Here is a 25,808-nt window from a genome sequence, read left to right on the forward strand (position 1 = left end):
TTCCTACATACCTTCGATGACGGAGCTGATTCGTCCCAGCAGGGCACGCACGGTCGTGGCGTCCCGTTCCGCGGCCGTGTCGATCGTCGCGGTGGCGGGGATCATATCCCGCACCAAGGCTGCGATACTGCGTTCGTCGTCGAGGTCGATGTCGGTGACCGTGGCTTCGGCGACCGCGAGCACGTCCTGCGGGCAGGGAACGGCGTCGCCCAGATCGCGGCGGTAGATCTCCAGGGTCAGGGTGGCGCGGACCGTGCGGAACGCGAAGGGGTGGCCGTCGGCCGTGGTCCCGAATCCGTGCGCGTACGCGCCGACGGTGAGGTCGTCGATGACGAATTCCGACGTATGGTCGGCTTTCAACCCGGATCTCCCTGTAGCGGACAGTGTGGTGTCCACGGTAGCTTCCGCGGCCGACATTCCGCTCCAGCCGCCACCCCGGTCGGTCGGTTGGTTGCGTCATCATGGTCAGATGGTGAGGTTGCGGCAGTTTCGTCGGTAGAAGGAGTTCGGTGGATGCGCTCTCGCGGCTCGCTCGTCTCGGTGTTCGCGGGTGTGGCGGTGCTGGTGTTGCTGGTCGGCTGCTCCTCCGGCCCCGGCGGTCCTGATCTGCCCACCAGGGACCCGGCTGCTCCCGCGGTCGCGCCGGCGGTGACGACGCCGCCGGTCGGGCGGGTGTTGTCCGCCGGTCCGCTGGCCGAGCTGCAAGCCGATTCCGGTGGCCGGTTGCTGGCGGGTCTGGACGGAGCGGTGCTCACCGTGCTCGATCCGGACGCCGCCGAGCCGGTGGTGCGCACGGTGACGTTGCCGGATCGCGCGAGCGGTCTCACGCCGGGCCGGCGGGGTGAGATGCTGGTGGCCGCGCCGGGCCGGGTGCTGCGGGTGGACCTCGCCTCCGGATCGGTGGCCGCGGTGGCCGTCGACGGCGACGTGCGGTCGGTGCGCTCGCGCCCCGACGGCGGGTTGTCGGTCGGCACCGCCGACGGCCGGGTGCTGGAGTTGGCGTCCGATGGTGCGGTCACCAGCACGGTGTCCGGGCTGGTGTCCGCCGATGTACTGGCCGAAGCCGACGGCAAGCGGACCGTGCTGGACCGGCACCAGACCGCGATTTTCGAGCTCGACCCGGGCAAACAGCGTCCTGGATTGGCGCTGCGCGCCGGTGATGGGGCCACCCAGCTGATCGGCGACACGCGCGGCCGGTTCGTGGTCACCGATACCGCGGGCGGAGAACTGCTGGTCTACACCGCGGGACCGCTCGTGTTGCGGCAGCGTTTCCCGGTAGGATTTTCGCCTTACGCACTTGCCTACGATCAGCGGTCGGACACCGTGTGGGTGACGTGCACGCAGCGCAACGAGCTGGTCGGATTCGACCTGTCGACTGGTATACCGAAGGAAGTGGGCCGCTACGCCACCGTCCGGCAACCGAACTCGGTGGCTGTCGAGCAACGCACCGGTGATCTGTTCGTGGGGTCCGCGACCGGCGACGGTCTGCAACGGATCGGTGCGGACGATCGGAAGAGAGGGCACTGATGGCTCCGACATCACGCGCGGGCGATGACTCCGCGGCATCTACCGAACCGGCAGCACATCGGGGGCGCGGGCGTGCGCTGCCCGCGGGCTGGGAAACCACCAGCGACGACTACGAGTACGTGCCGCTGCGGCTGCCGCCGGATGTCACGCGGGTGACCGCGTCCATGCGGCTGGCGATCCAGGCGGAGTTCGGCGGCTGGGAGCTGTCGCGAGTGCGCGCCTACACCGACGGCAGCAGGCGGGTGCTGCTGCGGCGGCGAAAATCCGCGCTACTACCCCAGCCCGAACCCGGAATGTGAGCTGATGTACGCCCTGCTACTCCGACTGATGTTCCTGGTCGCGCCGGAACGCATCCACCACGTGGCCTTCGTCGCCATGCGGTTCGCGGCGTGGTTGCCGCCGCTGCGCTGGGCGATGGGCAAGGTCCTGGTCACCCGCGATCCGATCCTGCGCACCGAGGCGTTCGGGGTCGAGTTCCCCGCGCCGCTGGGCCTGGCCGCCGGTTTCGACAAGAACGCCGACGGCGTCGATGCCTGGGCGCCGCTGGGGTTCGGTTTCGCCGAGATCGGCACGGTCACCGCGCAGGCGCAGCCGGGCAATCCCCCGCCACGGTTGTTCCGGCTGCCTGCCGACCGTGCCCTGATCAACCGGATGGGTTTCAACAACCACGGTGCGGCCGCGGCCGCCGAACGGCTGCGTGCGCGCCGCGGCGGGGTGCCGATCGGCGCGAACATCGGTAAGACCAAGGTCGTGGCACCCGACGCCGCGGCCGCGGACTACGCCGCCAGCGCCGCGCTGCTGGGACCGCTGGCCGATTTCGTCGTGGTCAACGTCAGCTCCCCCAACACTCCGGGGCTGCGGGATCTGCAGGCGGTGGAATCACTGCGGCCGCTGCTGCGGGCGGTGCTGGACAGTGTGCGGGTGCCGGTGCTGGTGAAGATCGCGCCGGATCTGTCCGACGAGGACATCGACGCGGTCGCCGATCTGGCCGTGGAACTGGGATTGTCGGGCATCGTGGCCACCAACACCACCGTTCGCCGTGACGGTCTGCGGACCGACGCGGCGGAGGTCGCCGCCATGGGAGCGGGTGGATTGTCCGGTCCGCCGGTAGCCGACCGTTCGCTGGAGGTGCTGCGGCGGCTCTACCGTCGGGTGGGTGATCGGCTGGTGCTGATCTCGGTCGGTGGCATCGAAACCGTCGACCAGGCGTGGGAACGCATTCTCGCCGGGGCGACGCTGGTGCAGGGCTACACGGGCTTCATCTACGGCGGCCCGTTCTGGATGCGCAGGATTCATCGCGGGTTGGCGCAGCGGCTGCGGGCCGGGGGCTACCGCAGCATCGGTGATGCGGTCGGCGCGGAGCACAAAGCCCACGCCTGAATCAGGCGAATCAGCCGTGTACGAACGGCGGTTCGGCGGTGCGCAGGTGTAGCCGCCGAGCCCGTGCCGGGTGCCCCGGCGGCGCGGGATCTCCCTTCGGCCGCAGTTCCTGCCCCAGCCGCGCGGCCATTCGCTTGGCGAGCAGGATCACCGCGTGGTCGCGCAAGATGCCCAGGTGGTCGGCATAGGCCTCGACGCGGGCGTGGGTCATCCGGTCGTGCACGACGTGTGGGTCGCTGAGCAGTTCGTCCAGGGACATTCCGGCCAGTGCCTGGCTGCGGGTCAGCCGCCGCTCCGGTAGCCAGCTCAGCCGCCAACTGTCGGTCGCGTCGGTGTCGCGGCAGGCCGATTCCGGGGTGATGTCACTGGTCATCGTCCATTCGGTGGTGTGGATGGTCATCGCGGTCTCCGGTGCGACGGGTGGAGTGAGGCCTGCTCCAGGATGCTGATGTCGATGCTCACGAATGCCTCCTGTCGTGCATCCGCTGATGCGGCGCGGTGGGGATGCGCCACATCGTGCGATCCGCCGGTGCGGCGGGCGCGGTGGGAGTGTCCCGGCCGGAGATCTCCGCTGCGGGCCGGGTGGCTAGGGGTGCTCGCTGATGTGGGGTGGTCGAGGCGGTCGCGCGGGCTGCTGTCGCGCGCCGGTTGCGGTGCGCGAGGCCTGATCGGCCTGGTGGCGTACGCCACGGCTGTGGTGGGTTCAGGGGTGGGGCGGGAAGCGGGCGTGGTGCCGAGGGGCCCGTGTGCGCTCCAGCGTGTGGTCGGCGTACCGGTGTGCCGCCGCAAGGCGGGTGATGACCGGTGCGTTGCCGCGGGAAGCGTCCGGTGGCTGGTTCAGTCCCTCACCGGCTTGGGCACCAGCTCGGTGTCGGATCCGGCGGGGCGGTGTCGCCGTCGCCGTCGCGGCTGCCGTATCTGAAGAATCACTCTCATCACCAGCCCTCCCGATTGCCTGGTGGTGCGATGGGGATCGCCACACCCAGTGTGGCATTTGCCGTTCCCAGCGCGCAATTGCCGTTGTAATTTGGTAATTGACAATTTTCTCGCCGGCTAAACCCGATGTGCGTGCCAACATGCGCGCGACGGCCCGAGGTCGCGCCGATAGAGGAGGGTGGCATCGCCATGGTCCCGCAGGATTCGGGAATGGTTGCCGTTCGCAATATCCTCACTCGCTTGTGCAAACGCTCCGGCCTGAGCTCGGATCGCTTGCGCAGCACCGAAATCGACGTACTCCCCCTGCTGGATCTGCTGGCAGTGCGGCAGTACGCGCGGCGGGCGGGCATCGACCGCGAAGACGCGGTGCTGCCGCTGGTGTGCGATCTGGCGCAGCGGATGGACCCCACCGACCGGCTCGTCGTCGACGCGGAACTGTCGCTGGGGCTGTTGCGCGAAAACCCTCCCGCCGGAGTGGATCCCGGTCGGCTCTACGCGCCGGATCTGGGTGAGCGGCGCGAGTACCTCGCCGAGCGGTGGGCGGTGCTGCACGAAGCCCTGGGGGCGCAGCCGGTTCCCCGCACGCTGACGGTGCGCTCGCTGCGCGGCGCACCCGAGCGCCGGGCGTTCACCGAGCTGGCCGCGCAGCTGGCCACCGCCTCGGTGTTCGACGGCGCGCACGTCGTCGACTTCGGCATGTCCTCGCAAGCGGTTGCGTCCGAATCGGTTACGGCGCACGATCGCGGTGTGGTCACGGTGATCGGGGACGCGGTCATCGACCACCTGTACGTGGTCGACCGTATCCCCGGTTCCGGCGCGACCGCCCAGGGCAGCTATCGGGAGCATCCCGGTGGCAAGGGCCTCACCCGCGCCGTCGCGGCGGCCCGGCTGGGGCTGCGGGTGCGGCTGATCTCGGCGGTTGGCGACGACGACGCGGGCGAGCGCATCCTGGAATATCTGCGCAGCGAACGCGTCGACACCGAACTGGTCAAAGTAGTGCCCCTCGCCCCGACACCGGTGACCGCGGTGGTGGTCGCCCGCACCGGCGCGGCGAGCACGATCGGCTGTAAAGACGAGCGAATCCGGTTGAGCGCCCAAGAATTACGCAGCGAGGCGATCCGTTCGGCGATCGCCACCTCGGACGCGGTGCTGCTGACCTTCGAGCAACCCACCGGCGTCATCGAGCAGATCATGGCGCAGCTGCGCGGACTGCCGGACCGGCCGCTGGTGGTGGTACATCCGGCGCCGCGGCTGGATCGCCCTCAGTACCTGTATCAGCATCTCGCGGCAGTGGACTACCTCGTCGGCGGCGATCGGGACCTGCGAGCGCTGGCGATGGCGGGCGAGGACGCGACACCCGGCGGCGAGCAGACCGCCACCCGGCTGCGCGCGCTCGGTGTCGGCGCGGTCTGCGCGATCCAGGATTTCCGGTGCGAGGTCTGGTCGGAGCAGGTCAGCGACCGATTCCAGCCGTTCCCGACAGCGCTGGAGGACTCGGTGGGCGCTCACGCCGCCTTCTCCGCCGCGCTGGTATATCGTCTCGTTTCGACGCGCCGCCCCGCCGAACGCAACGACTACGTCTGGGCGACCGCCGCGATGGTGGCGACGCAATCGATCGGGGATGTTCCCGGGGCGATGCCACTGGTGAGTGAGGTGGAGCGAATTTACAAACTCGCTACGGAGGAGCATTGACCAACGTTGTGGATCCTGCCGACACCGAGCATCGGTTCCGTCGTAACGGGCATGATCTGCGAGTTCGCGTGGTGGAGTTGGACGGGGTGGGTGAACAGGGGCACCTGTTGTTGTTCGGCGCGGTCGCCGACGGTTGCCTGGTGCGGGTGCATTCGCGCTGCCTGTACGGCGAGGCGCTGCGATCACAGGACTGCGACTGCGGGCCGGAACTGGACAAGGCACTGGATCTCATCCAGGCCGCGGGCTCGGGAGTACTGGTCTACCTCGAACAGGAGGGCCGCGGTGCGGGGCTGATCGCCAAAGCGCTGGGTTACCGGGAAAGCGAGCGCTCCGGCGCGGACACCTTCACCAGCTACGAAGCCCTCGGCTACCCCGCCGACGGGCGAACCTACGTGGCCACCGCCCGTGCGCTGGCCGACCTCGGACTGCGTTCGGTGCAGCTGTTGACCAACAATCCCGCCAAGGTCGAGGCCCTGCGGCAGGAAGGGTTGCGGGTCACCCCTGTGCCGTTGCGCACCCGGCCGCTGAGCGAACGCGCCCGCGACTACCTCGAGGCCAAGCGCGCCCGCCGCAAGCACTGGATCCCGACCGACTCCGCACCATGGGCGTTCGACGAGTACGACGGCGATCGCGCCGGCCGACCGCAGGCCGTGGACCCGGTCATGCTCGCACCCGGTGAGAACGTCGGTCCGCGTCCCGGACCCGGCGCCGCGCCGGATCTGATCGGCGCCTGAAGGATTTTTGCCCACCCGGCTTCCCACATGTCGCTACCATAAGTGAGCTGCGACACATGTGTCGCAGCTCACTCGTGACACCGACGGCGCCGCCGACCGCCATGTCGAGTCCCGGATCGGGCACCGGCCGGACCGGCGCCCGGTTCACGCCAGCGCTACCGGGAACAGGGATATGACGACAACAGAAATCGGATACGCGCATCGGTCGGGCGCAACGGTGTACACCCTGCCCGCCGCATTCCAGGAGACCGCGCGGCTGCGCCCCGACCAGATCGCCCTGCGCACGGTGGGCGGCACGCAGCAGTACACCTGGCGCGAGTACGCCGAACGGGTGCGCTCGATCGCCGCGGGCCTGGCCGGGCTCGGCGTCGGCCACGGCGACACTGTCGGCATCATCCTCACCAACCGCCCCGAATTCAATCTCGTCGACACCGCCGCCCTGCATCTGGGCGCCACCCCGTTCTCCGTCTACAACACCAGCTCCCCCGAGCAGATCACCCACCTGTTCACCAACGCCGGCAACAAAGTCGTTGTGACAGAACAGGTTTTCCTCGACCGGATCACCGCTGCCGGGGTGCCGGTCGAGCACATCGTCGTGGTCGACGGCCCCGCCGAGGGCACCGTCACCCTGGAGGAGGTGGAGGCCGCGCCCGCAACCGGCTTCGATTTCGACGCCGCCTGGCAGGCCGTCGGCGCCGACGACCTGGCCACCCTGATCTACACCTCCGGCACCACCGGGCCGTCCAAGGGCGTGGAGATCACCCACCGTAACGTGCTCGCCCAGATCATCGTCCTGCTCAGCGGCCCGTTGCAGGTCGGCCCGGACGACCGGGTGGTGTCCTACCTGCCCGCCGCGCACGTCGCAGACCGCATCTCTGCCCACGCGCTCAACCTGTTCACCGGCATCCAGATCACCACCGTGCCCGACCCGCGCGAAGTCGCCGCCGCCCTGCCCGACGCACGCCCGACCACCTTCTTCGGTGTCCCGCGGGTCTGGCAGAAGATCAAGGCCGGTGTCGAGGGCAAGCTCGCCGAAGAACCCAGCCCGGTGAAGAAGGCACTGGCCAACTGGGCGATCGGCACCGGAATCGCCGCCGCTCGCGCTGATCTGGCGGGCGAAGGCCGCGGTCCCCTGCTGAGTGCCCAGCACGCGATCGCCGAGGCGCTGGTGCTGTCCAAGCTGCGCCGTGCCCTGGGCCTGGATCAGCTGAAAGTCGCCTCCTCCGGTGCCGCGCCCATCCCGCCGGAAACCCTGGAGTACTTCCTCGGCCTCGGCTTCACCGTCAGTGAAGTGTGGGGTATGTCGGAGACCACCGGCGTGGGCACCTACACCGAACTGGACAAGCCCCGGCCCGGTTCGGTCGGGCGTGCGGGCGACGGCGTGGAACTGCGACTGGACGCCGACGGCGAGGTGCTGGTGCGCGGCGCGATCGTCACCCGCGGCTACCGCAACATGCCCGACAAGACCTGCGAGGCCATCGACGCCGACGGCTGGCTGCACACCGGCGATGTCGGCACCCTCGACGCCGACGGCTACCTGCGGATCGTGGACCGCAAGAAAGAACTGATCATCAACGAAGGGGGCAAGAACATCGCCCCCAGCAACATCGAGAACTCGGTGAAGGCCGCCTCCTCGCTGATCGGCCAAGTCGTCGCCATCGGCGACGCCAAACCCTACATCGCCGCCCTCATCGTGCTCGACCCCGACGTCGCCGCGCTGCGCGCCAAGGAACTCGACGCCACCGCCGAGGACATCGCCGCCCTGGCCGCCCGCAGACAGATCGTCGACGAGGTCCTCGCCGCGGTTCGGGCGGGCAACGCCAAACTGTCCCGTGTGGAGCAGATCAAACGCTTCACCATCCTCGGCGCGGTCTGGGAGCCCGGCGGCGACGAACTGACCCCGAAGATGTCGCTCAAACGCGCCCCCATCGCGGCCAAGTACCACGCCGAGATCGAGGCGCTGTACGCCGAGGAACCCTCCGGACGGGTGATCAGCGTCGAGTAGTGCCCGGCGAAAGCGCTGTGGCCGGTCAGTTCGGCATCGGTGTAGCCGAGCAATCCGGCGATACGGATGACGTCGTCTTCGGTCGCGGCTTCGATCTCCAGGTACGGCGGGATCGGAAGTCATACCGCATGCCGTCCGTCGGTGGGCGCGACAGCAACGGATTATCCGATGATCGAACGCGGTCACCGCCGATGCACCGTGTGTTCAGGCGTTAGCGGATTCGTTGCGACGCAGCACGATCAGTGGCGTGACATAGTGTTCGATCACCCGGCCGCCGAGTTCGTCCACAGCTTGAGCTGCCTCATCCACTTCGGCGGGGTTCCAGTTGCTGAATGTGGTGAACAGGTCCCGGATCTGGTCGGTCCGCATCTCGATCGACCACGGGAAGTGGCGAATATGCGTGGTGACGAAATGCCCGCTGGCGGTCAGGCGAGCTGCCCACGCGTCGGTGTCGAGTTCACCATGCACGCGCCGTGGTTCCACCGCTATCCGGCGGGCGACGATCTCGGCGACTCGCTCGCGAAACGGCGTGATCGGGACAGTGGGGTCGCCGAAGGCGTTGCGCCACACGGCGAAATGGCCGCCACGTCGCAGCATGCGATGCAATTTCGGCACGACTACCTCGAGATCGAACCAATGCACGGCGGTGGCCGCGACCGCGAGATCATAGAATCCGGTCGGCAGCTCAACCTGCTCGGCCGTGACGGCGTGCACGACCGCGGCCGGCCAGCGCCGACGCAAACGATCCGCCAGGGCCGGGCCCGGTTCGATCGCGTCGACCGACGCGCCCGCTTCGAGGATTCCTCCGGTGGCCAGTCCACTACCGGCACCGAGATCAATAGCTCGGATTCCCGGCCGCAGCACTCCGAGATCTTGCAGCTCGGCCCACAGTACAGCCGGGTACGGCGGCCTGGCCCGGTCGTAGACCTCAGCATGGTTGTCGAAATGCAGTGGGTCGGGCATCCGGAACACTCTAATTCAGCGCTGGCCGTCCCGAATGGCGCGACCAGCAGCGCGGAGTTCGACGAGGATCGCAGCCACGCCTGTAGCCGTGAGGGTCAGAAGAGGGTGTCGCGGACCCGTAGCGGCCGGTAGCCGGTCGGGCTGTGCTGAGCGAGTTCGGCATCGATGTCGACCTCGATCGCGCCGAAGAAGTTGATGTTGCCGAAGCGCTGGGCGCCGCGGTCGGGCCGGCGTGTGGTCTGCGCAGTGTTCGCCTGATAGGTGGCCAGATGGAAAGCGCTCACTGTGTGAGCCTGCGTCCGGCGTCCTGCGACCCTGCGGCTGGGCGTCGAGGCGACTGGATTGAGGACTACGACCTCGTCGCCACGCGGCCGCCCGCACCAGTGGCGACACCACGGTGCGGGTTGGTGACTACAGGCTGGCGATGCTGTCCTTGCACCGACTTACCCCAAGCCACGCCTTCGGCGTGCATGTTGGCGAAGTGAGCCGGCAGCTGCGCGGCAGCGACGCGGACGCCTACGCGCGGCTGTCCGCCCACGTGTAGGCGGTGGCGGCGGCGACTGCCGCAGACACCGCCCACCGCGGATGTCTGTTGGCCAAGGGCGTCGCCGAGCTGGCCGAACACGACGAGACGGTGGCCAAGCGGGCGCGCGCGGCCATCGAGGCGCTACAGGCGCTACTGGAAGGCGACATCGCAGCCTGCCAGCGCAATGGCGACATTGCCGCGGACGCGGATCCGGGAAAGCTGGCTGCGCTGGTGCTCGCCGTACTGCGCGGCATTGAAGCGCTGGGCAAGGCCGGAGCGAGCGAGGAGACACTGACCGATATAGCCCGGACAGCGCTTGCTGTACTGCCCCGCCCCGCTCACTGAGCTTCTTCCGTCTGGCCACCGAAGGATCGATCAGGTCCTCTGGCTCCCAGTCCTGACGCACGCTCAACCCCCTTCCGATCACCACGAACGCCACCAAGGTGACGGGGCCACATCAGAGAAGGGACGAAACGACCGAAGCCGGGACAACAGGCCCCGAACCGGCTACAGAGAGCTATTTGTCACTTCACGGCAGCTTCGGGAGCACAGCGCCTCGCCACGCTGTGCGCGGTGCTCGCCGTCACCCCGGAGTCGCGGCCCGACCCGGCAACCCCCTCAGCGTGTCCGCTGTGCACAAGTGTCGCTGTCGAGCATCATCGGGATGTCCCTCGGAGCGGCTCTACCGCGATCATCACGGCTCGGCCGTGCTGTGTGTGTCGTCGATGATGCGGCGGTGCAGTTCGGTGGTCATGGCGTGGATGGCGCGAGTGAGTTCGGTGTTGGTCTTGAGTTCGAGCTCTTCCTCGGCGAAATCGTGGTCGGCCTTGAGTTGCTGGAATTCGGCCGCACGGTTCTGCCCGATCATCACGAACGTCGACAGGAAGATCGCTTCGAGCGATACCGCGAGAGTCAATGTCGGCCAAGGGCTGTGCTCGCAGAAAATCATCCAGACGGCGAATCCGGCCGCGTGCAGGTAGACAAACGGCATCGAGCCGGCGAAGCGCGTGATCCAGTCCGCGAGGCGTAGTTGCCAGTTGTCGCGGCGGCGGGTGTGGAAGTCGGCCACGACCGGGTGCTGGGCGGGATTCGACGGCTGGGACATGGCGGGCTCCTCGGCGGGAGGATGGTGAGCAACGACGCCGGAATACTAGCGGCCTCGGCGTGCACACCTCGGAGCGCGAGCACGCGGCCATGGCGCAAAGGCCCTACCGTGCATGGCGGAGGCATGAACCTGCCTGTGGCGGCAGCGATCGCGGCGCTCCCGCCCGCCTATTTGCGGGCCCGCCAACCAGTTCCATCCCGCGCACCCACTTGGGGCGGCTGTTCAGCCGTAGCGGAGCGCGCCCGTCGGCGGAAAAGAGCGGTGGCCCCGAGCATGTCGCTCAGGGCCACGATCGCGCAGTGGTTCTTACTTCTGCTCGTAGGTGCCGATCAGGGTCGCACGAGCCAGGGTGTGGGAGAACAGGTTGAAGCCGAGGTAGGCGGGGGTGGCGGTCTCATCGATGCCGAGGCTTTCGACGTCGACGGCGTGCACGACGATGAAGTAGCGGTGCGGGCCGTGGCCGGGCGGCGGGGCCGCGCCGACGAAGCCGTGGAAGCCGCCATCGTTGCGCAGCGTGATCGAACCGGTCGGTAGGGCGCCGCCCTCTTCGCCGCTGCCGGCGCCCGCCGGCAGGGAGGTCGCGCTCACGGGGATGTCGGCGACGGCCCAATGCCAGAAGCCGGATGCGGTGGGGGCGTCGGGATCGAAGACCGTCACTGCGAAGCTCTTGGTCTCCGCCGGGAAATCCGACCAGGACAGCTGCGGGGAGATATCCTGGCCTCCCGCACCGAAGATGCCGCTGACCTGCTCGTTGTTCAACGGCTGCCCGTCGGTGACATCGGTGGAGGTGAGGGTGAACGACGGCACCTTCGGCAGCGCGTCGTAGGGGTTGTAGGTCATGGAACCTCTCTTCCGGATCGGATCAGCTGTGCAGTAGGAAGTGTTCCAGCACGCGGGTGCCGAATTCGAGGGCCTCCACCGGCACCCGCTCGTCGACGCCGTGGAACAAGGCAGTGAAGTCCAGCTCCGGCGGCAATTGCAACGGCGCGAAACCGAAGCAGCGGATACCCACGCGCGCGAACGCCTTCGCGTCCGTGCCGCCGGAGAGCATGTAGGGCACCGTGCGGCCGCGCGGATCATGCGCCAGCACGGCGTTGTTCATCGCGTCGACCAGATCACCGTCGAAGGTCGTCTCGTAGGAGTCGAGCTTGGTGATCCACTCGCGTTCGACATCGGGGCCGATCAGCTCGTCCACCTCCCGCTCGAACGCCGCCTGCCGTCCGGGAACCACGCGGCAGTCCACCACCGCCTCGGCGGTCTGCGGGATCACGTTGGCCTTGTAACCGGCCTGCAGCATGGTCGGGTTCGCCGTGTCTCGCAAGGTGGCGCCGATGATGCGCGAGATGGTGCCCAGCTTCGCCAGCTGGCCCTCGATGTCCGGGCTCGCCGGATCGAACTCGAGACCCGTCTCCTCGGCGACGGCGGCCAGGAACGCGGCCACCGAATCCGACAGCACCAAGGGAAAGGTGTGTTTGCCCAGGCGGGACACCGCGTCGGCGAGGATGGTGACCGCGTTGTCCTCGTGCAGGAACGAGCCGTGGCCCGCACGGGCCTTGGCACGCAACCGCATCCACCCCAGGCCCTTCTCGGCGGTCTCCACCAGATACAGCCTGCGTTCGGTGCCGTCGGGCCGCGGCACGGTGAGCGAGAACCCGCCGACCTCCCCCACCGCCTCGGTGACGCCGTCGAACAGATCGGGGCGGTTGTCCACCAGCCACTGCGAGCCCCACTTGCCGCCGTTCTCCTCGTCGGCGAGGAACGCGAAGACCAGATCGCGCGGCGGCACCGTGCCCTCGAGCTTGAACTGACGGGCCACCGCCAGCATCATCCCGACCATGTCCTTCATGTCGATCGCGCCGCGACCCCACACGTAGCCGTCGCGCACCGCACCGGAGAACGGGTGCACGCTCCAGTCCGCGGCCTCGGCGGGCACCACGTCCAGATGCCCGTGGATCATCAGCGCGCCGCGACTGCGGTCGGCGCCTTCCAGCCGCGCGAAGACGTTGCCTCGCCCGTCCGCGCCGGACTCGACGTACTCGGTGACATACCCCGCTTGATGCAGTTGGTCGGCCACCCACTGCGCACACTCACGCTCCCCTTTGGTGGTGGCCAGGTCGCCGGTGTTGGAGGTGTCGAAGCGGATCAGCGTGCTGACCAACTCCACCACTTCCGACACCGCGCGGGAGTTTCTGTTCGGGTCGAATCCTTCGCCAGTTGCGGACACGCCCCCTTTCCTACCACCCGCGCGGCAGGGCGAACGTGCCGACAGGGTGTCGCGGCCCGGCCATGCGGCCCGCACGGTGCGCGATCACCCCCGACCGGGTTGTCATCAGGGTGATCGGAACTCTCGCACCGTGCCAGCTGCTGGACCTCGAGCCCCACCGTACCGAAGTCCCGCGCCACTGGGCCCCCTGCTGGTCGACACCTCGAGGCCCAGATCGAAGCCGTCGCCGTCGTGCTCACCGACGTCCGGCGCAGCACGCGACACGATGAGCTCGTCACCGTGACGCCGTGTGCTGCCGCTCGTCGATCGCAGCGTGAGCGCCGCTGGTTCTCCGGTCCGGAAGCGAAGGTTATGCTGCCTGCGGTCCAGGTGGGCTGGGATCTGGAAGGGGGCCACCGGTGTTGAGGCAGCACGAGTCGTTCGCCGGCTACGTGATCGAAGGCGTGCTCGGGCAAGGCGGCATGGGCACCGTCTATCTGGCCCGGCACCCGCGTCTGCCGCGACTGGTGGCACTCAAACTGCTCAATCGCGCGGTGTCCGAGGACGAGGAGCTGCGCAGGCGGTTCGAACAGGAAGCCAATGTGGTTGCGCGCCTTGAGCATCCGGGCATCGTCGGCGTCTATGATCGCGGTGCCCAGAATGGGCACCTGTGGATCTCCATGCAGTACGTGCGCGGCACCGACGCCGCCCGGCTCGATCCCCGCAGCGTCCGCCCGGATCAGGTCCTGCAGATCGTCGGCGATACGGCGAAGGCACTGGACTACGCCCACAGCCGAGGCGTGCTGCATCGCGACATCAAACCGGCCAACATCCTGATCGCAGAGCCGGAAGCCGGTCGCGAAACTCGCGCTGTCCTCACCGATTTCGGTATCGCCCGAGTGCTCGACGCGGATACCAAGCTGACCGCCACCGGAACGTTCACCGCCACCCTCGCCTATGCCTCACCGGAGCAACTGTCCGGTGAGCCGGTCGATCACCGCGCCGATCAATATTCCCTGGGCTGCACCCTCTATACGATGCTGGCGGGGCAACCACCGTTTCCCTCGACCAATCCCGGTCAAATCGTCGCCGGGCACATCGCCAAGCCGGTGCCGCGACTGAGCGATTCGCGTCCCGACTTGCCACGGCGACTCGACGAGGTGATCGCTCGCGCGCTGGCCAAGCATCGGGACGAACGATTCGCCAGCTGCGGCGACTTCGCGGCAGCCGCGGCGGCGGCCCTGCGCGGCGACGTTCCCGCTGCGCCGCCCGCGCCGGCCTTCGGCAACCAGCGCTCCGCGCACCCGGCCACGGCGGTCGACCCGTGGCCGCGTTCGGTCCCGACCGCGCTGAATCAGCCTTCGGAGCCCCGGTGGCGCGCCGAGCAGCTCCCGCCGCTGCGACCGCTCACGCCCATCCATGATCCGGCCCGGCCATCCGGCGTTGTTCCCAGGATCGGCGCCGTCATCGCGTTCGCCTTCGGCCTGCTCTTCTGCGTGGTCCTCGCCAACGGGGTCAGCGAGCTGGCGAACTGGCGTAGCGGCGACCTATTCGGTCGCCCTCAGACGCTGCGTGCGGTCGCCCTGGAACTTGCCCCGCCCATGGCGATCTCCACGACGATGGCACTCCTACTGATCGGCGGCTCCATCGCACTGTTGCGGCGCAAGCGTGCGGGCCGGATCGCCGTGGTGTTAGGTACCGGCATCATCAGCATTGTCGGTTTGGTCGGAGCCGGAGCCACCCTTCGTGGCGACAGCCGCACCGCCGACTGGACCTTCATCGGGACGCTCCTGCTCTTCAGCTGCACCGCGCTGCTGTGCACGGTGTCGCGCCCGACCAGCCGCTGGCTCGCCGACAAACGCCCCAGGAATCGAACCCGCCGTCGACCTCGAGACCGCCTGGCGGCGGGAGCTGAAATAAGCGATAACCCAGCAGCTTGCTGCACCTCGTCAACCGCACCGCCAGCGTCGAGCACATTGCCGGCGAACCCATGCCGGAGCACGCGCGGTGAGACCACACGGCCATTCCCCGCTCGCCGTGGCCGGCCCGGTCTGCGCTGACAGGTCGGCAACGGTGAGGCTGACAGGTCGGCAACGGTGGGCCCGAGACGTTCCATCACCATCTGGACCGTGGCGATGTCGACCGCGGTGCGGGCGCTCACGCGTCCGCTCCCTCGGGATGCTGATGACACTGTCCGGGCACACCTCGGTGCGTTCGCCGGCGAAGTACGCACGGCGGGGCAAGGACGCCCTGCGGGCCGGGCAGGCGAACACCGACCCGGCAGCCCGGCGCTGCCACTGAGGTGGAACAAGCAGCGCAAGCAACGGGAGGAGATCCACCAACTCGTGACGTCACTGGGACGGCTTGTCCACATACTGAAGGCAGCCGACCCCACCGACAAACTCGAGGTCTACCGGCAACTCGGCCTGAAGCTCACCTACAACCACGGAAAGCGGGCGGTCGTGGCAGAAGCTGCTCCACAACCACCCGCGTGCGTAGTGTCTGTGTCCGGAGGGGGACTTGAACCCCCACGCCCGATAAAGGGCACTAGCACCTCAAGCTAGCGCGTCTGCCATTCCGCCACCCGGACCGGTGTGCCCAGCAAGATTATCGGATCCCATCGTTGTGGACCAAATCGCCCCTGGACCTGTGGTTTCTTCGGCATCGACGAGCGCGCGTTGTTGCTGCGGGTTGTTCGTCTCCGGCCTGCACGTCCGGGGGCAAGCCGGCTGTCGCCGGGCAGCTCTGCCCAGATCATGGTGTCGAGTTGCCGGAACTGGACGAAGCGGCGGCGCTCCTTCGGTTGGTCTTCCTCTCCGCTGATGACGACCGTCCCAGCGGACAACACGGCCACGTGCGGTGTCAGGCCGTCGGCGAACTCCGCCAACTGGTCATATCAGTCCTTGTTCTTGCAGCTCGATGGTCTTGTCGTGCATGGCGAGCCACGAGTTTGTCACCAAGTACAGGCATACCATGGTTTCGAAGCAAATCAGTTGGAGTGTTGTCCTTTCCCCGGCCCAACGGACCTCAGGTTCCTCCCCTGGAAGTTGCTTCGACGGTGCGCCCAGTTCATCAGTAAGCGCCGACACCATCCGCGCGAAGGCATCGCGTAGCGATGTGTGGCCACTTGCGTCACTGGTTGTCCTGGCAGTCACTGCCACCTCGATCACTTCGGCCAGGTCGGCGCGGCCTTGCACCCCTCCGCTCGCCATGCCGAAGCCCACGTCGAAGATGGCTGATCGCTCCCGGAGACTCTGCACCTCCCAGCCGAATTCGGCGGCCAGCTGAGGGATATCAGCCATCCGCCACGACCAATCCAGAGACAAGAGCTGGGTAGCCAACTCGACGATCTCGGCATCGCTGAGCGCTCGCCATTCAGTCACAGGACGACCTTACATTGCGTGCGAATTGATCCCTGCCACCGTGCCTCGAAACAGGTCAATTTCCTCCCGGCAGTCATCAGCGGAATTCTCGATACTGCGCTTATTCACCCTCTGTTTTATAATTCTAGGGAAAGGGAAAGGATCTTAGATGAACTTGAGCTTGATTCCACCAGTGGGTGTGCCGCCACTCCTCCTGGGTATGTCTTCCGATGAAGCCGCCGGGGCTATGGGTTCCTGGGGTGTTCCTGAACTACTCGAGGGGCCGACAAATAGGCTCCGCGTGTGCGACCGGAATCTGAACCTCGATGTATTCGCACATCTCGGCTCCGATGGTCGTTTGACAGCCATCGAGGTTTGGCGGCCCGAGGACATTGATTCCGACGTGCAGGTCACCTTCGAGGGTATCGAGGTGTTCGTGGAGACAGCTGAATCAGTGTTGAATATTATTCGTTTGCGAGGGTTTCGGGTAGATGATAGCGATCCTTACTGCCCTAGCTGCCCCGATCTGACTCTGGGATTCAATCGCGAGGGCGGCAATGATGTCGATCGGGATGGCTTGGCTCGATATTTTGAATCTATTCTGGTCGCCGGCCCAGGCTACTATGGGTAATTATCTGCGCTACTTATAGACGAATGCTTTGATGTCTCTATGTCGAAGCGGCTCGGAGCGTGCTCGAGGACCAGTAAATAAACTCTTCAGGTCGAATTACGATCCACGTCCATCGGCAATTCTCAACGCTGGGTTCTGTGAGATCCGCACCCGCACGGAAGCCCTCATCGCCGAACTGCTGTTCGCCCGCGCCTGACACATAGCAGCCGGACCGGCGAGCCCGACTTCCGGCGGATGACGAGGTTCTGTCCGGAGTTTCGGGCGGCGGGTCGCCGGTCCAGGGCCTGTTTCGAACGGGATCTCGCTGGTAGGAGATGTCCGGCGGGCAGAGGTTCGAGATCGGTCCCCGACAGGCGTGTCCGATACGTGTCACCACGCCACCCGGTTAACGTGCGGAGGTCGACCACGTAGGACTGCCCGGCGGGTGCGAGTTCCTCGAGTGTGCCGGGTAGTCGCGTAGCCCGATCGAGAGGACTGGACCTTGAGCGATCTTTCTCGCCGTGACCTGATCAGGGCGTCGGCGGCCGCGGGCGTCGGCGCAGTCGTCGGCGCGGGCCTCACTGCGGCGGTCACGCTGGATCACGCGGACACGAGCGCCCGCGATATCGCAGATCAGCCGAACACGAACCCGCAATGCCCGCCCGCGACGTTGACCGGCGATATCGTGCGCCCCGGTGACGCGTCCTACACGGAGGCGCGACTCGGCTGGGATCAGCTCTTTTCGCACTATCCGCTGGTCATCGTGTTCGCGCGGAACACCGAGGACGTGGTGAACGCCCTGACGTGGGCGCGGCAGCACGACATCGCCCTGCGGGTGCGCAGCGGCCGCCACGCTCTCGAAGGCTGGTCGAATGTCGACAACGGCATCGTGATCGACGTCAGCGGGCTGAAGTCGGTGCGGATCGACCCCGACACTCGTATCGCGACGGTCGGCGCCGGAATAACGCAGCTGGAAGCGGTGACAGCGCTCGCGAAGCAGAACCTCGCGGCCACGACCGGTAGTGAAGGCAGCGTGAGTTTGGCCGGTGCGACGCTCGGCGGCGGTCTGGGGCCGCTCAACCGTTCGTTCGGCATGGCCTGCGACAGCCTGACGGGAGCCGAAGTCGTTGTCGCGTCCGGTCACGACTGCGCCGAGGTGATCACCGTGGACTCCCAGCACCACTCGGACCTGCTCTGGGCGCTGCGCGGGGCGGGAAACGGCAACTTCGGCATCGTCACACAACTCACCTACACGGTCCATCCGCTCGACCATCTTGCCTCCGTGCAGGCGACATGGGACGGACTCGGGGATCTGAACGGGATCTTCGAGGCATGGCAGCGCACGGTGCCGTCCGCCGACAGCAGGCTGGGGTCCGAGCTGGAGATCCACAAATCCCAGATCATGCTGTCCGGGTGGCTCGTGGAAGGGGAGGCGGCGCAGGCCAGGGAGATGCTGGCGCCGATCCTGTCGGTCGGCACACCCGATGTCACGGTGCGGGTCGGCAACTGGGGCGACATCTTCGGCGGAAGCCAGATTCCACTCGCGCAGGAGCCCGCGAACTGGAAGTTCTTCTCGCAGTTCGCCAAACAGCGGTTTCCGAAGGCGGCCATCGACATCATCGGCGACTTCATGCGCAACGCTCCCTCCGAAGACAGCAACTACTTCGTCGATGCCTTCGGCGGGGCGATCGAGAAGGAGCCGACCGGCGGTACGGCCTTCGCGCACCGCGACGCGCTCTTCTACGGCGAGATCGGCGCGGCCTGGGGAACTCGTTCCTCACAACCCGGAGTCGGCGACCCGCTGACCGCGCAGGCCCAAGCCTGGACCGCCGAGTTCAGCCAGGCACTGCGACCCTATGTGGACGGCGCCTACGTCAACGTGCCGAACGTTGGAATGCAGCGGTGGGAGCCCGCCTACTGGGGCAGCGAGCACTTCGAGCGGCTGCGGGAGATCAAAGCGAAGTACGACCCCCACAACGTGTTCCAGTACGAGCAGAGCATCCCACCCGCATCACGTTGACCGGCATCGGCCACTCGCAGGGCCAGGTAGGACGCGGGCGACGTGCTCTGCGCCAGCTTCGCGTCGGCGATGAGGCGTTCAGACTATTGGCGTTTCAGGGGCTGTCGGGGTTCGGCGGCGGCTGAGTGAACTCCGTCCACTGGCTGCCGTCGAACCAGCGCCTCACGCCTGCACTGTCTGGATACCAGCCTGGGGGAGGGCCGGAAGTTCGCGGTGGAGCGATCACGACCGGCGCGGGCCGTTTGTCGCCCACTCGAATCAGGGCGCGGACAATCAGTACGAGGAGCCCTACAGGTATAGCCAGGATGAGCAGCACCGTGAACCCAGTGCCGTCAAGCCCAGACTGTTCCGCCATGCCGAGCACGAAAATTACAACGATTGCAACGATCAGTGGGCCTAGCCAGGCCGGGTCGTTCTTTTTGTACGGCCTCGCAGGACGAGGCGGTGGCCCATATGGCGGTGGTGGCGGCCCTGGCGGCGGTTGGGACACGGTGACCCCTGGTGCAGTCTGTTGTTGATTGATCAATCGTTTCGGCTGGGGGGCCGTTACGAAGCTCTCAGACTGTATCGAGTGTGGCGTATCGGCCGGAAGGGTAAGGGGCACGTTCCAGCTGACTTGCGCGATCGTGTCCCGACATGACGATGCCCCCGCAGTGGTGTGCGAGGGCATCGTCGTGCGTCTAGAGGTGGATGCCGCGCCGGCTCAGGCTCGCGGTGAAGGCGTCCCATGCGACAGCGTTGAAGACGAGCGCGGGGCCGTCCTGCGCGAGTTCTACGAGGCTCAGGAGGAGGAGCGGGATGAACCGGATTGCGAACGCGGCAGCGGCAGCGCCCGTGAACGGGCTGGTCAGCCTCGTCAGACCGGAACTCGGAATCGTGACGCCGCATCCGCAGATCGATCCCGGCCGTCAGAGGGTAGATTGCGTTCCCCTTCGCGTTGCGCCCATAGAACCTGGCAGTGTTGAGCCAATAGGGGCGACGCAGCAGCTCGCGTAGCACGGCCGTGGTGTCGAGAAGTCAGGATTTTCCTCGCCCGCGTTGCGGTAGAGGAACCGGGCAGCGAAATACTCTCGCAGGGACAGGAGCTCGAATTCGTAGGTTCCATCTACTTTGCTGGTCAAAGCCCACGGGGTGGATCGGGCGTCGAGGGCGTCGTGGCTTATGGCGCTTCGCCGGTCGCCAGCGCTTGCAGGAACTCGGCGGTTGTCGGGTTGCTGGGGAGGCGGCCCTCCTGTCCCCAGTCGGGCTGGCACTTCCAGCGCGACCGCATCCTGCCAGGGAGCACAGGCGAGATTCGAGGGTGGCCTGTGTCAGCCCTGGGGTGGGTTCTTTGCCGATGGTGGCTGCGGGATCGTTGGTACTGCGTCGACAACGGCGCCTGAACCCAAGGAAAGACATCATGGTGATCAACCGAATCCGCCGCCGCACCTTCGCAGTTGCCTGTGCTGCGATACTCGTGGCACTCGGAAATGCTGCGGTCGACGGTGCTACCGCGACGGCCGACACCAGCACCGCCGAAGCCATGTTCTTCGACGAGATCAGCCTGAACAACGCCACCCTGCCCGGAAAATCGGCGACCGAGATGATTACCGCGGGTTACGCGACCTGTGACCACCTGCGCGCAGGTGTGTCGGTTCTCGACGAGATATCTTCGGTTGAGCGGGTTTACCGTTTCAGCCAGGGCACGCTGTTCGTGAGCGCGGCGACGACGAACTTGTGCCCGGAATTCGCATCGTGAATCGGACGCCGCGGCCTGGGTTCGCTGTGGGTCAAGGATTTCCGGGCCACACATGCCGCCGCTGCCGGTCTGCACCAGCCGCAGCACTGGAAGGACGAACGTTCGACCTGGGTAAGCGGAATATCATTCGGGCCAAATTCTAGCGGGAAATCGTGCGCGGGTGATTCGATGTCGAACCTGCCCGGGATCAGGTCGGCGCGGTGCGACTGTGGCTGCGCTGCGCCGGTACTGGCCCGACGGCCAGCTGGCCGCGAGTGGGCCGTAGGTGAGTGCACCCAGACCGTACCTTCTGGCGATCGGCAAGGTCTCCCGCTCGATACCGCGGATCAGCAGCGGATACGGAACCTGTGCGGCAGCAGCACGATTCACCTCCCGGCTGTCCGCGATCCACTGCGCCTCGACCAGTTCACCGGAGGGACACCGAGGTGCCGTAATAGGGATCTTGCCCGAACACACGAGATCGTCCAGCGCCGCAACGGTTTCCTCGAGCGTGCTGACCGATTCGGGCCGGTGCCCCTGGTAGAGGACGAGGTGGTCGGTGCCGAGGCGGCGCAGCGAGTCGTCCACGGCCCGGATGATCCAGCGCCGGGAGTCGCCGCGACTGTTGGGGTCGGTACCGATCTGGCCGTGGAATTTGCCGGCGAGCACCACGTCGTCGCGACAGCCGCGCAGCGCCTTGCCGACGATCTCCTCGTTCTCGCCCTGGCAGTCCACGTCGGCGGTGTCGACGACATTGATGCCCGCGTCGAGAGCGCGGTGGATGATCTTCGCCGCGTCGTCTTGATCACGGTTGGCCCAGGCACCGAAGTTCATGGCGGCCAGTGTGAGTGGGCTGACCAGCACGCCGGTGCGGCAGGGGTATCGCGACGTCATGGAATGAGTTGTCAGTTTCCGGCAGCGGAGACAGGCTCGCGGGCAAAGGAATTCGCGGGCTCGGGCAGCCCGAGGTGCCCGCGCAGGGTGGTGTGCTCGTACTCGTGGCGGAACAGTCCGCGCTTGCGCAGCTCGGGCACCACCTGGTCGACGAAGTCGGTGAGGTAACCGGGCAGGACGGCCGGGATGATGGTGAAGCCGTCGATGCTGCCCGTGCGGAACCACAGCTCGATGTGGTCGGCCACCGTCACCGGCGTGCCGATCACCACGCGGTGCCCGCCGAGAAATTCGGTGAGCAGTTGCCGCACGGTGTGTCCGGTCTCGCGGGCGTATCCGGTGATCGCGGCGAAGAAGCCCTGCGGGCCGATCCGGCCTTCGGGCAGCGTGGTGAGCCGCAGTGGCAGTGGCGAGTCGAGGTCGAGTTCCACGTCGGGGTAACCGAGCCAGCGGGCGAGCTGGCGGGCAGGCGCGCTGTCGGGGTGCAGGCGGCCCTGCAACTCATCGAAGCGTGCCCTGGCTTCGGCCTCGGTCGCGCCGATCACCGGCACCAGCCCGGGCAGAATGCGGATCGCGTCCCCGTCGCGGCCGGACGCCGCTGCGGCCGAGCGGATCTCGGCGGAGAACGTACGCGAGGCCGACAGACTCAGCTGGGTCGTGTAGATCGCCTCGGCGTGCGCGGCGGCGAACGCGCGGCCCTGCGGGGACGCGCCGGCCTGCACCAGGACCGGGCGGCCTTGCGGCGAGCGCAGCACGTTCAGCGGTCCCGCCACCGAGTAGAACTCGCCGCGGTGCTCGACCGCGTGCACGCGGTCGGCATCGGCGAACCGGCCGAGCTCCTGGTCACCGATCACCGCATCGGATTCCCAACTGTCCCAGAGCTTCTCGGTGAGACGGACATATTCGCCGGCGCGCCGGTAGCGTTCGTCGCGCTCGGGTAGTTCACGGATGCCGAAGTTGCGTGCCGCGGCGGGCTCGAAGGTGGTGACGACGTTCCAGCCCGCTCTGCCGCCGCTGATATGGTCGAGCGACAGGATTCTTCGGGCCAGGTTGTACGGCAGGTTCAGCGAGGTCGTCGCGGTGGGGATCAGTCCGATGCGCTCGGTCGACACGGCCAGCGCCGAGGTGAGCAGGATCGGGTCGAGGGTGGCCGCGGGCGCGCGGGCGATCCCCGGCTGCTGCACCGGGATGTCGGGGAACAGCAGCCCGTCGAGGGCGCCGCGTTCGGCCTCGGCGGCCACTCGCTGATAGTGCGGCAGCTGGATGAACGCGTCGGCGGGCAAAGCCGGCTCGAGCCAGGCGGCCGGGTGGTAGCCGGCACTGCCGACATTGACGAGGAAATGCAGTCTGCGTGCCATCAGGCAGCCCCTTCCGCGGCGGTTCCCCGGTAGGCGGGGACGGGCAGTCCGAGGTGACCGCGCAGGGTGGTCGCCTCGTAGTCGGTGCGGAACACGCCGCGCTCGCGCAGGATCGGCACGACGCCGTCGACGAAGTCGTCGAAGCCGCCGGGCAGCACGTCGGGCATCAGGTTGAAACCGTCGGCGATGCCCTTGTCGACCCAGTCGATGATCGCGTCGGCGATCTGTTCCGGTGTGCCGGTGACGATCCGGTGGCCCGCGCCGCCACCCAATCTGCGCAGCAGTTGCCGCACCGTCAGGTTCTCGCGGCGAGCCAGGCCGAGCGCGATCTTGTAGAACGTCTGCGAGCCGCCTGCTTCGTCGGGGTCGGCGAGCAGGTGCCACGGCAGCGGACCGTCGAGGGTCAGGTCGTCGCGGTCGACGCCGAGCTGGCTCGCCAACCGGTCGAGCGCGTACTCCGGGGGCACCAGTTCGGCGAGCAGTTCCCTGCGTTGCGCGGCTTCGGCCTCGGTGGAGCCGATCACCGTGGACAGGCCGGGTAGCACCAGGACATCCTCGGCTCGGCGACCGTATCCGGCGGCGCGGCCCTTGACGTCGCGGTAGTACTCCCCCGCCTCGTCCTCGGTCTGGGCGGCGGTGAAGATCACCTCGCCGACCCGGGCGGCCAGTGCCCGGCCGTCCTTCGACGCACCCGCCTGCACGACCACCGGTTCGCCCTGCGGTGAGCGCGGCACGTTCAGCGGGCCCGCCACGTCGAAATGCGGGCCACGGTGATCGGCCCGGTGGATACGCGCTGGGTCGGCGAAACGGTGGGTGGCCTTGTCACCGATCAGGGCGCCGGGCTCCCAGCTGTTCCAGAGCGTGCGCACCACCTCGACGAATTCGGCGGCGCGTTCGTAGCGGGCGCCGTGCGCCGGTTCGGTGTCGAAACCGAAATTTCGGGCGGCGTCCGCGCCCGCCGTGGTGACGACGTTCCAGCCGGTGCGACCGCCGCTGAGCAGGTCGAGTGAGGCGAAGCGGCGGGCCACGTCGTAGGGGTCGTTGTAGCTCGACGACAGGGTGGCGATGAGTCCGATACGTTCGGTGGCCGCGGCGACGGCGGCCAGGATGACGGTCGGTTCGAGGCTGTTGAACGGCCGGTATCGGATGTCCTCCCGGATGGCGGGGCCGTCGGCGAGGAAGATCGCGTCGAAGGTGGCCGCCTCGGCGCGCTGCGCGATTCGCACGTAGTGGTCGAGGGTGAAGCAGGCGGCCGGATCGGTGCCGGGGAAGCGCCACGATCCGCCGAATACTCCCGCGTTGAGAATGTTGACGTTGAGATGCACCTGTCGTCGGTTCATGGCTGCTGCTCCTGCGCGCGGCCCGCGATCGCCGCCGGCGCGTCGGCGAATGCGGTCTCGTCCAGGCCGTGCACGGTCTGTGCTGGTGTCACGGTAGTCATTCGGGTGTCACTTTCCTGGTCGCGTCACGACCGACGTCAGCGATCGGACGCATGTATCTGTGCGGCCTACCGGAATCCGCCGATAAAGGCGCCCTGGCCACGATGAAGGGATTGTCGAGAAATTCGCGATTCAGTGTCGGAGAGGCCCGCATCGCCGATCGTCGCCCACGACTATGACGCCAGTTGCTCGGGTGTGGCGATGCCGCGCAGCGCGCGGATGGCCGCCCCGATGGCCGGTCGTTCCAGCGCGGCCTGCCGGTAGGTCACGCCGACCTGCCGCGACCCGTCGGTGATGGTGCATGCGATCAGATGCCGGTACTCCGGCGGAACCGACATCTGCGGCACCACCGCGACACCGAGCCCGTGGTCGACCATCTCGGCCATCCCGGCGAAGCTGCCGCTGCGATGCTCGATGCGCGGGGCGAAACCGGCCTCGCGGCACGCGTACAGCACCGACACGATCGACGGCGCCCCGTCGCGGGCAGTGATCCAGTCCGCATCGCGCACCGCGGCCAAGCCATGCTGACGTGCCCGTTCCCGCGGGCCCGGCGGGGCGAGCAACACCAGCGGATCATCGAACAGGAACTCCGAGGACAGCCCGAGCGGCAGGTCGCGAGCCCGGAACGAGTACGAGTAGGTGATCGCGATATCGACCTCCTGCTGGCGCACCGCGGGCACCGAGTCCACCGGCCTCAGGTCCACCACCCGCACCCGCAGACCGGGATGCTCGTTCATCAGCTTCGCGGCGGCGGGCAGCGCAAGTCGGGTCTGCGCGGTGCGGAAGGTTGCCAGGGTGAGCACCCCGGTGATCGCCTCCGCGGTCGCGGCCACCGCACTCTCGGCCTCCTCGAGGGCGGCGATGACACGCGAGGTGTAGTCCACCAGCACCCGGCCCGCGTGGGTCAGACGCAGCACCCGGCCTTCGCGCCGAGTGAGCACGGTGCCCACTTCCTCCTCCAAGATGCGCAACTGTTGCGACACCGCCGAGGTGGTGATTCCATGCAATTCCGACACCGCGGTCATGGTGGTTCGCTCCGCGAGATCACGCAACAGGACCAGACGTCGAATGTCGTACATGAATTCCTCGCTCCGATCGGTTGGCATCCCGATATCCCCATACTCGCTACCGACGACATTCCGGGAAATCCTTACGATCAGCGCGATTCTGTGCAGTTCCGCTACGCCGACCGGGCGAGAGCCACATGCGGCGAGTGTGGGTCGAGATCGGCGGGCGGGTCGAGCACGTTCAGTTTCTGTGCACGTTCGAACGCTCGGATCGTGAAGACGAACTTCAATATCGGTGTAGTCATTCTTGGCGATCCGAAATCGCGGAATGCG

Annotated in this window: 27 protein-coding genes and 1 tRNA gene; 12 read left to right on the top strand and 16 right to left on the bottom strand. The window is 67.4% G+C overall.

Annotation, left to right across the window (positions count from 1 at the left end):
• Positions 1–3 precede the first annotated feature (3 nt).
• Positions 4–360 (bottom strand): hypothetical protein, encoded by a 357-nt coding sequence (locus ACT89H_RS05885; protein WP_445107474.1) that lies wholly within the window; start codon positions 358–360, stop codon positions 4–6.
• Positions 361–513: 153 nt separating this feature from the next.
• On the opposite strand from ACT89H_RS05885, the gene ACT89H_RS05890 reads away from it, so the two are divergent.
• The 3 genes from ACT89H_RS05890 to ACT89H_RS05900 are packed head-to-tail and all read left to right on the top strand — an operon-like array spanning position 514 to position 2,907.
• A complete protein-coding gene (locus ACT89H_RS05890; protein WP_445107475.1) occupies positions 514–1,527 on the top strand; it encodes a YncE family protein in 1,014 nt (337 codons plus the stop codon).
• The gene (locus tag ACT89H_RS05895; protein ID WP_445107476.1) at positions 1,527–1,826 is read left to right on the top strand and encodes a DUF5703 family protein; all 300 of its coding nucleotides are present in this window, start codon (positions 1,527–1,529) and stop codon (positions 1,824–1,826) included. Before ACT89H_RS05890 ends, ACT89H_RS05895 begins: the two co-directional genes overlap by 1 nt.
• Before the next feature lie 4 nt (positions 1,827–1,830).
• Positions 1,831–2,907, top strand: coding sequence for a quinone-dependent dihydroorotate dehydrogenase (locus tag ACT89H_RS05900; protein ID WP_445107477.1), 1,077 nt, complete (start codon positions 1,831–1,833; stop codon positions 2,905–2,907).
• A gap of 10 nt (positions 2,908–2,917) precedes the next feature.
• Here the strand turns inward: ACT89H_RS05900 and ACT89H_RS05905 are convergent, their stop codons facing one another.
• Positions 2,918–3,307, bottom strand: a complete 390-nt coding sequence (locus ACT89H_RS05905) for a hypothetical protein (RefSeq protein WP_445107478.1) — start codon at positions 3,305–3,307, stop codon at positions 2,918–2,920.
• 746 nt (positions 3,308–4,053) lie between these two features.
• Between ACT89H_RS05905 and ACT89H_RS05910 the strand changes: the two genes are divergently transcribed.
• The 3 genes from ACT89H_RS05910 to ACT89H_RS05920 all read left to right on the top strand — a co-directional run bounded on the left by ACT89H_RS05910 (position 4,054) and on the right by ACT89H_RS05920 (position 8,274).
• Positions 4,054–5,535 (top strand): carbohydrate kinase family protein, encoded by a 1,482-nt coding sequence (locus ACT89H_RS05910; protein WP_445107479.1) that lies wholly within the window; start codon positions 4,054–4,056, stop codon positions 5,533–5,535.
• Positions 5,532–6,269, top strand: coding sequence for a GTP cyclohydrolase II (locus ACT89H_RS05915; RefSeq protein ID WP_445107480.1), 738 nt, complete (start codon positions 5,532–5,534; stop codon positions 6,267–6,269). The genes ACT89H_RS05910 and ACT89H_RS05915 overlap by 4 nt, the downstream gene beginning before the upstream one ends.
• Before the next feature lie 172 nt (positions 6,270–6,441).
• Positions 6,442–8,274 (top strand): AMP-dependent synthetase/ligase, encoded by a 1,833-nt coding sequence (locus ACT89H_RS05920; protein WP_445107481.1) that lies wholly within the window; start codon positions 6,442–6,444, stop codon positions 8,272–8,274.
• Positions 8,275–8,478: 204 nt separating this feature from the next.
• Here ACT89H_RS05920 and ACT89H_RS05925 read toward each other — a convergent pair whose 3' ends face one another.
• Together ACT89H_RS05925 and ACT89H_RS05930 are read right to left on the bottom strand one after the other, a co-directional pair.
• Entirely contained in the window at positions 8,479–9,237 is a 759-nt protein-coding gene (locus tag ACT89H_RS05925; protein WP_445107482.1) for a class I SAM-dependent methyltransferase, read from the bottom strand.
• A gap of 95 nt (positions 9,238–9,332) precedes the next feature.
• A complete protein-coding gene (locus ACT89H_RS05930) occupies positions 9,333–9,521 on the bottom strand; it encodes a hypothetical protein (RefSeq protein ID WP_445108277.1) in 189 nt (62 codons plus the stop codon).
• 263 nt (positions 9,522–9,784) lie between these two features.
• On the opposite strand from ACT89H_RS05930, the gene ACT89H_RS05935 reads away from it, so the two are divergent.
• On the top strand, positions 9,785–10,108 hold the full coding sequence (locus tag ACT89H_RS05935; RefSeq protein WP_445107483.1) for a TetR family transcriptional regulator C-terminal domain-containing protein: 324 nt from the start codon (positions 9,785–9,787) through the stop codon (positions 10,106–10,108).
• Positions 10,109–10,457: 349 nt separating this feature from the next.
• On the opposite strand, the gene ACT89H_RS05940 is transcribed toward ACT89H_RS05935, so the two are convergent.
• From ACT89H_RS05940 to ACT89H_RS05950, 3 genes are all read right to left on the bottom strand, one after another.
• Complete coding sequence (locus ACT89H_RS05940; protein WP_445107484.1) at positions 10,458–10,832, bottom strand: DUF1003 domain-containing protein; 375 nt, start codon at positions 10,830–10,832, stop codon at positions 10,458–10,460.
• A 342-nt stretch (positions 10,833–11,174) separates the two neighbouring features.
• On the bottom strand, positions 11,175–11,708 hold the full coding sequence (locus tag ACT89H_RS05945; RefSeq protein WP_445107485.1) for a YbhB/YbcL family Raf kinase inhibitor-like protein: 534 nt from the start codon (positions 11,706–11,708) through the stop codon (positions 11,175–11,177).
• Between the two features lie 22 nt (positions 11,709–11,730).
• The gene (locus ACT89H_RS05950) at positions 11,731–13,092 is read right to left on the bottom strand and encodes a M20/M25/M40 family metallo-hydrolase (protein WP_445107486.1); all 1,362 of its coding nucleotides are present in this window, start codon (positions 13,090–13,092) and stop codon (positions 11,731–11,733) included.
• Between the two features lie 398 nt (positions 13,093–13,490).
• On the opposite strand from ACT89H_RS05950, the gene ACT89H_RS05955 reads away from it, so the two are divergent.
• Positions 13,491–15,131: a serine/threonine-protein kinase gene (locus tag ACT89H_RS05955; protein WP_445107487.1), complete on the top strand. Its 1,641-nt coding sequence runs from the start codon at positions 13,491–13,493 to the stop codon at positions 15,129–15,131.
• A gap of 118 nt (positions 15,132–15,249) precedes the next feature.
• On the top strand, positions 15,250–15,372 hold the full coding sequence (locus ACT89H_RS05960; protein ID WP_445107488.1) for a hypothetical protein: 123 nt from the start codon (positions 15,250–15,252) through the stop codon (positions 15,370–15,372).
• Positions 15,373–15,576: 204 nt separating this feature from the next.
• On the opposite strand, the gene ACT89H_RS05965 is transcribed toward ACT89H_RS05960, so the two are convergent.
• The 3 genes from ACT89H_RS05965 to ACT89H_RS05975 form a co-directional block, all read right to left on the bottom strand.
• Positions 15,577–15,661, bottom strand: a tRNA-Leu gene (locus tag ACT89H_RS05965).
• A complete protein-coding gene (locus ACT89H_RS05970) occupies positions 15,632–15,958 on the bottom strand; it encodes a TY-Chap domain-containing protein (protein ID WP_445107489.1) in 327 nt (108 codons plus the stop codon). The genes ACT89H_RS05965 and ACT89H_RS05970 overlap by 30 nt, the downstream gene beginning before the upstream one ends.
• A gap of 4 nt (positions 15,959–15,962) precedes the next feature.
• Positions 15,963–16,454, bottom strand: coding sequence for a DUF6301 family protein (locus tag ACT89H_RS05975; RefSeq protein ID WP_445107490.1), 492 nt, complete (start codon positions 16,452–16,454; stop codon positions 15,963–15,965).
• 148 nt (positions 16,455–16,602) lie between these two features.
• On the opposite strand from ACT89H_RS05975, the gene ACT89H_RS05980 reads away from it, so the two are divergent.
• A complete protein-coding gene (locus tag ACT89H_RS05980) occupies positions 16,603–17,064 on the top strand; it encodes a hypothetical protein (RefSeq protein ID WP_445107491.1) in 462 nt (153 codons plus the stop codon).
• Between the two features lie 481 nt (positions 17,065–17,545).
• The gene (locus ACT89H_RS05985) at positions 17,546–19,063 is read left to right on the top strand and encodes an FAD-binding oxidoreductase (RefSeq protein WP_445107492.1); all 1,518 of its coding nucleotides are present in this window, start codon (positions 17,546–17,548) and stop codon (positions 19,061–19,063) included.
• 94 nt (positions 19,064–19,157) lie between these two features.
• Here the strand turns inward: ACT89H_RS05985 and ACT89H_RS05990 are convergent, their stop codons facing one another.
• Positions 19,158–19,733: a DUF2510 domain-containing protein gene (locus tag ACT89H_RS05990; RefSeq protein ID WP_445107493.1), complete on the bottom strand. Its 576-nt coding sequence runs from the start codon at positions 19,731–19,733 to the stop codon at positions 19,158–19,160.
• 666 nt (positions 19,734–20,399) lie between these two features.
• Here ACT89H_RS05990 and ACT89H_RS05995 point away from each other — a divergent pair.
• On the top strand, positions 20,400–20,801 hold the full coding sequence (locus tag ACT89H_RS05995; protein ID WP_445108236.1) for a DUF732 domain-containing protein: 402 nt from the start codon (positions 20,400–20,402) through the stop codon (positions 20,799–20,801).
• A gap of 123 nt (positions 20,802–20,924) precedes the next feature.
• Here ACT89H_RS05995 and ACT89H_RS06000 read toward each other — a convergent pair whose 3' ends face one another.
• From ACT89H_RS06000 to ACT89H_RS06020, 5 genes are all read right to left on the bottom strand, one after another.
• Positions 20,925–21,674 carry an aldo/keto reductase gene (locus ACT89H_RS06000; protein ID WP_445107494.1) on the bottom strand — a complete coding sequence of 250 codons (750 nt, stop codon included), beginning with the start codon at positions 21,672–21,674 and terminating at the stop codon, positions 20,925–20,927.
• Positions 21,675–21,685: 11 nt separating this feature from the next.
• Positions 21,686–23,029, bottom strand: a complete 1,344-nt coding sequence (locus ACT89H_RS06005) for an NtaA/DmoA family FMN-dependent monooxygenase (protein ID WP_445107495.1) — start codon at positions 23,027–23,029, stop codon at positions 21,686–21,688.
• Entirely contained in the window at positions 23,029–24,369 is a 1,341-nt protein-coding gene (locus tag ACT89H_RS06010; RefSeq protein WP_445107496.1) for an LLM class flavin-dependent oxidoreductase, read from the bottom strand. The genes ACT89H_RS06005 and ACT89H_RS06010 overlap by 1 nt, the downstream gene beginning before the upstream one ends.
• Before the next feature lie 272 nt (positions 24,370–24,641).
• Positions 24,642–25,574: a LysR family transcriptional regulator gene (locus tag ACT89H_RS06015; RefSeq protein WP_445107497.1), complete on the bottom strand. Its 933-nt coding sequence runs from the start codon at positions 25,572–25,574 to the stop codon at positions 24,642–24,644.
• A gap of 74 nt (positions 25,575–25,648) precedes the next feature.
• Positions 25,649–25,780: a hypothetical protein gene (locus ACT89H_RS06020; RefSeq protein ID WP_445107498.1), complete on the bottom strand. Its 132-nt coding sequence runs from the start codon at positions 25,778–25,780 to the stop codon at positions 25,649–25,651.
• Between the last annotated feature and the right edge of the window lie 28 nt (positions 25,781–25,808).

The sequence above is a fragment of the Nocardia aegles genome (assembly GCF_052545135.1).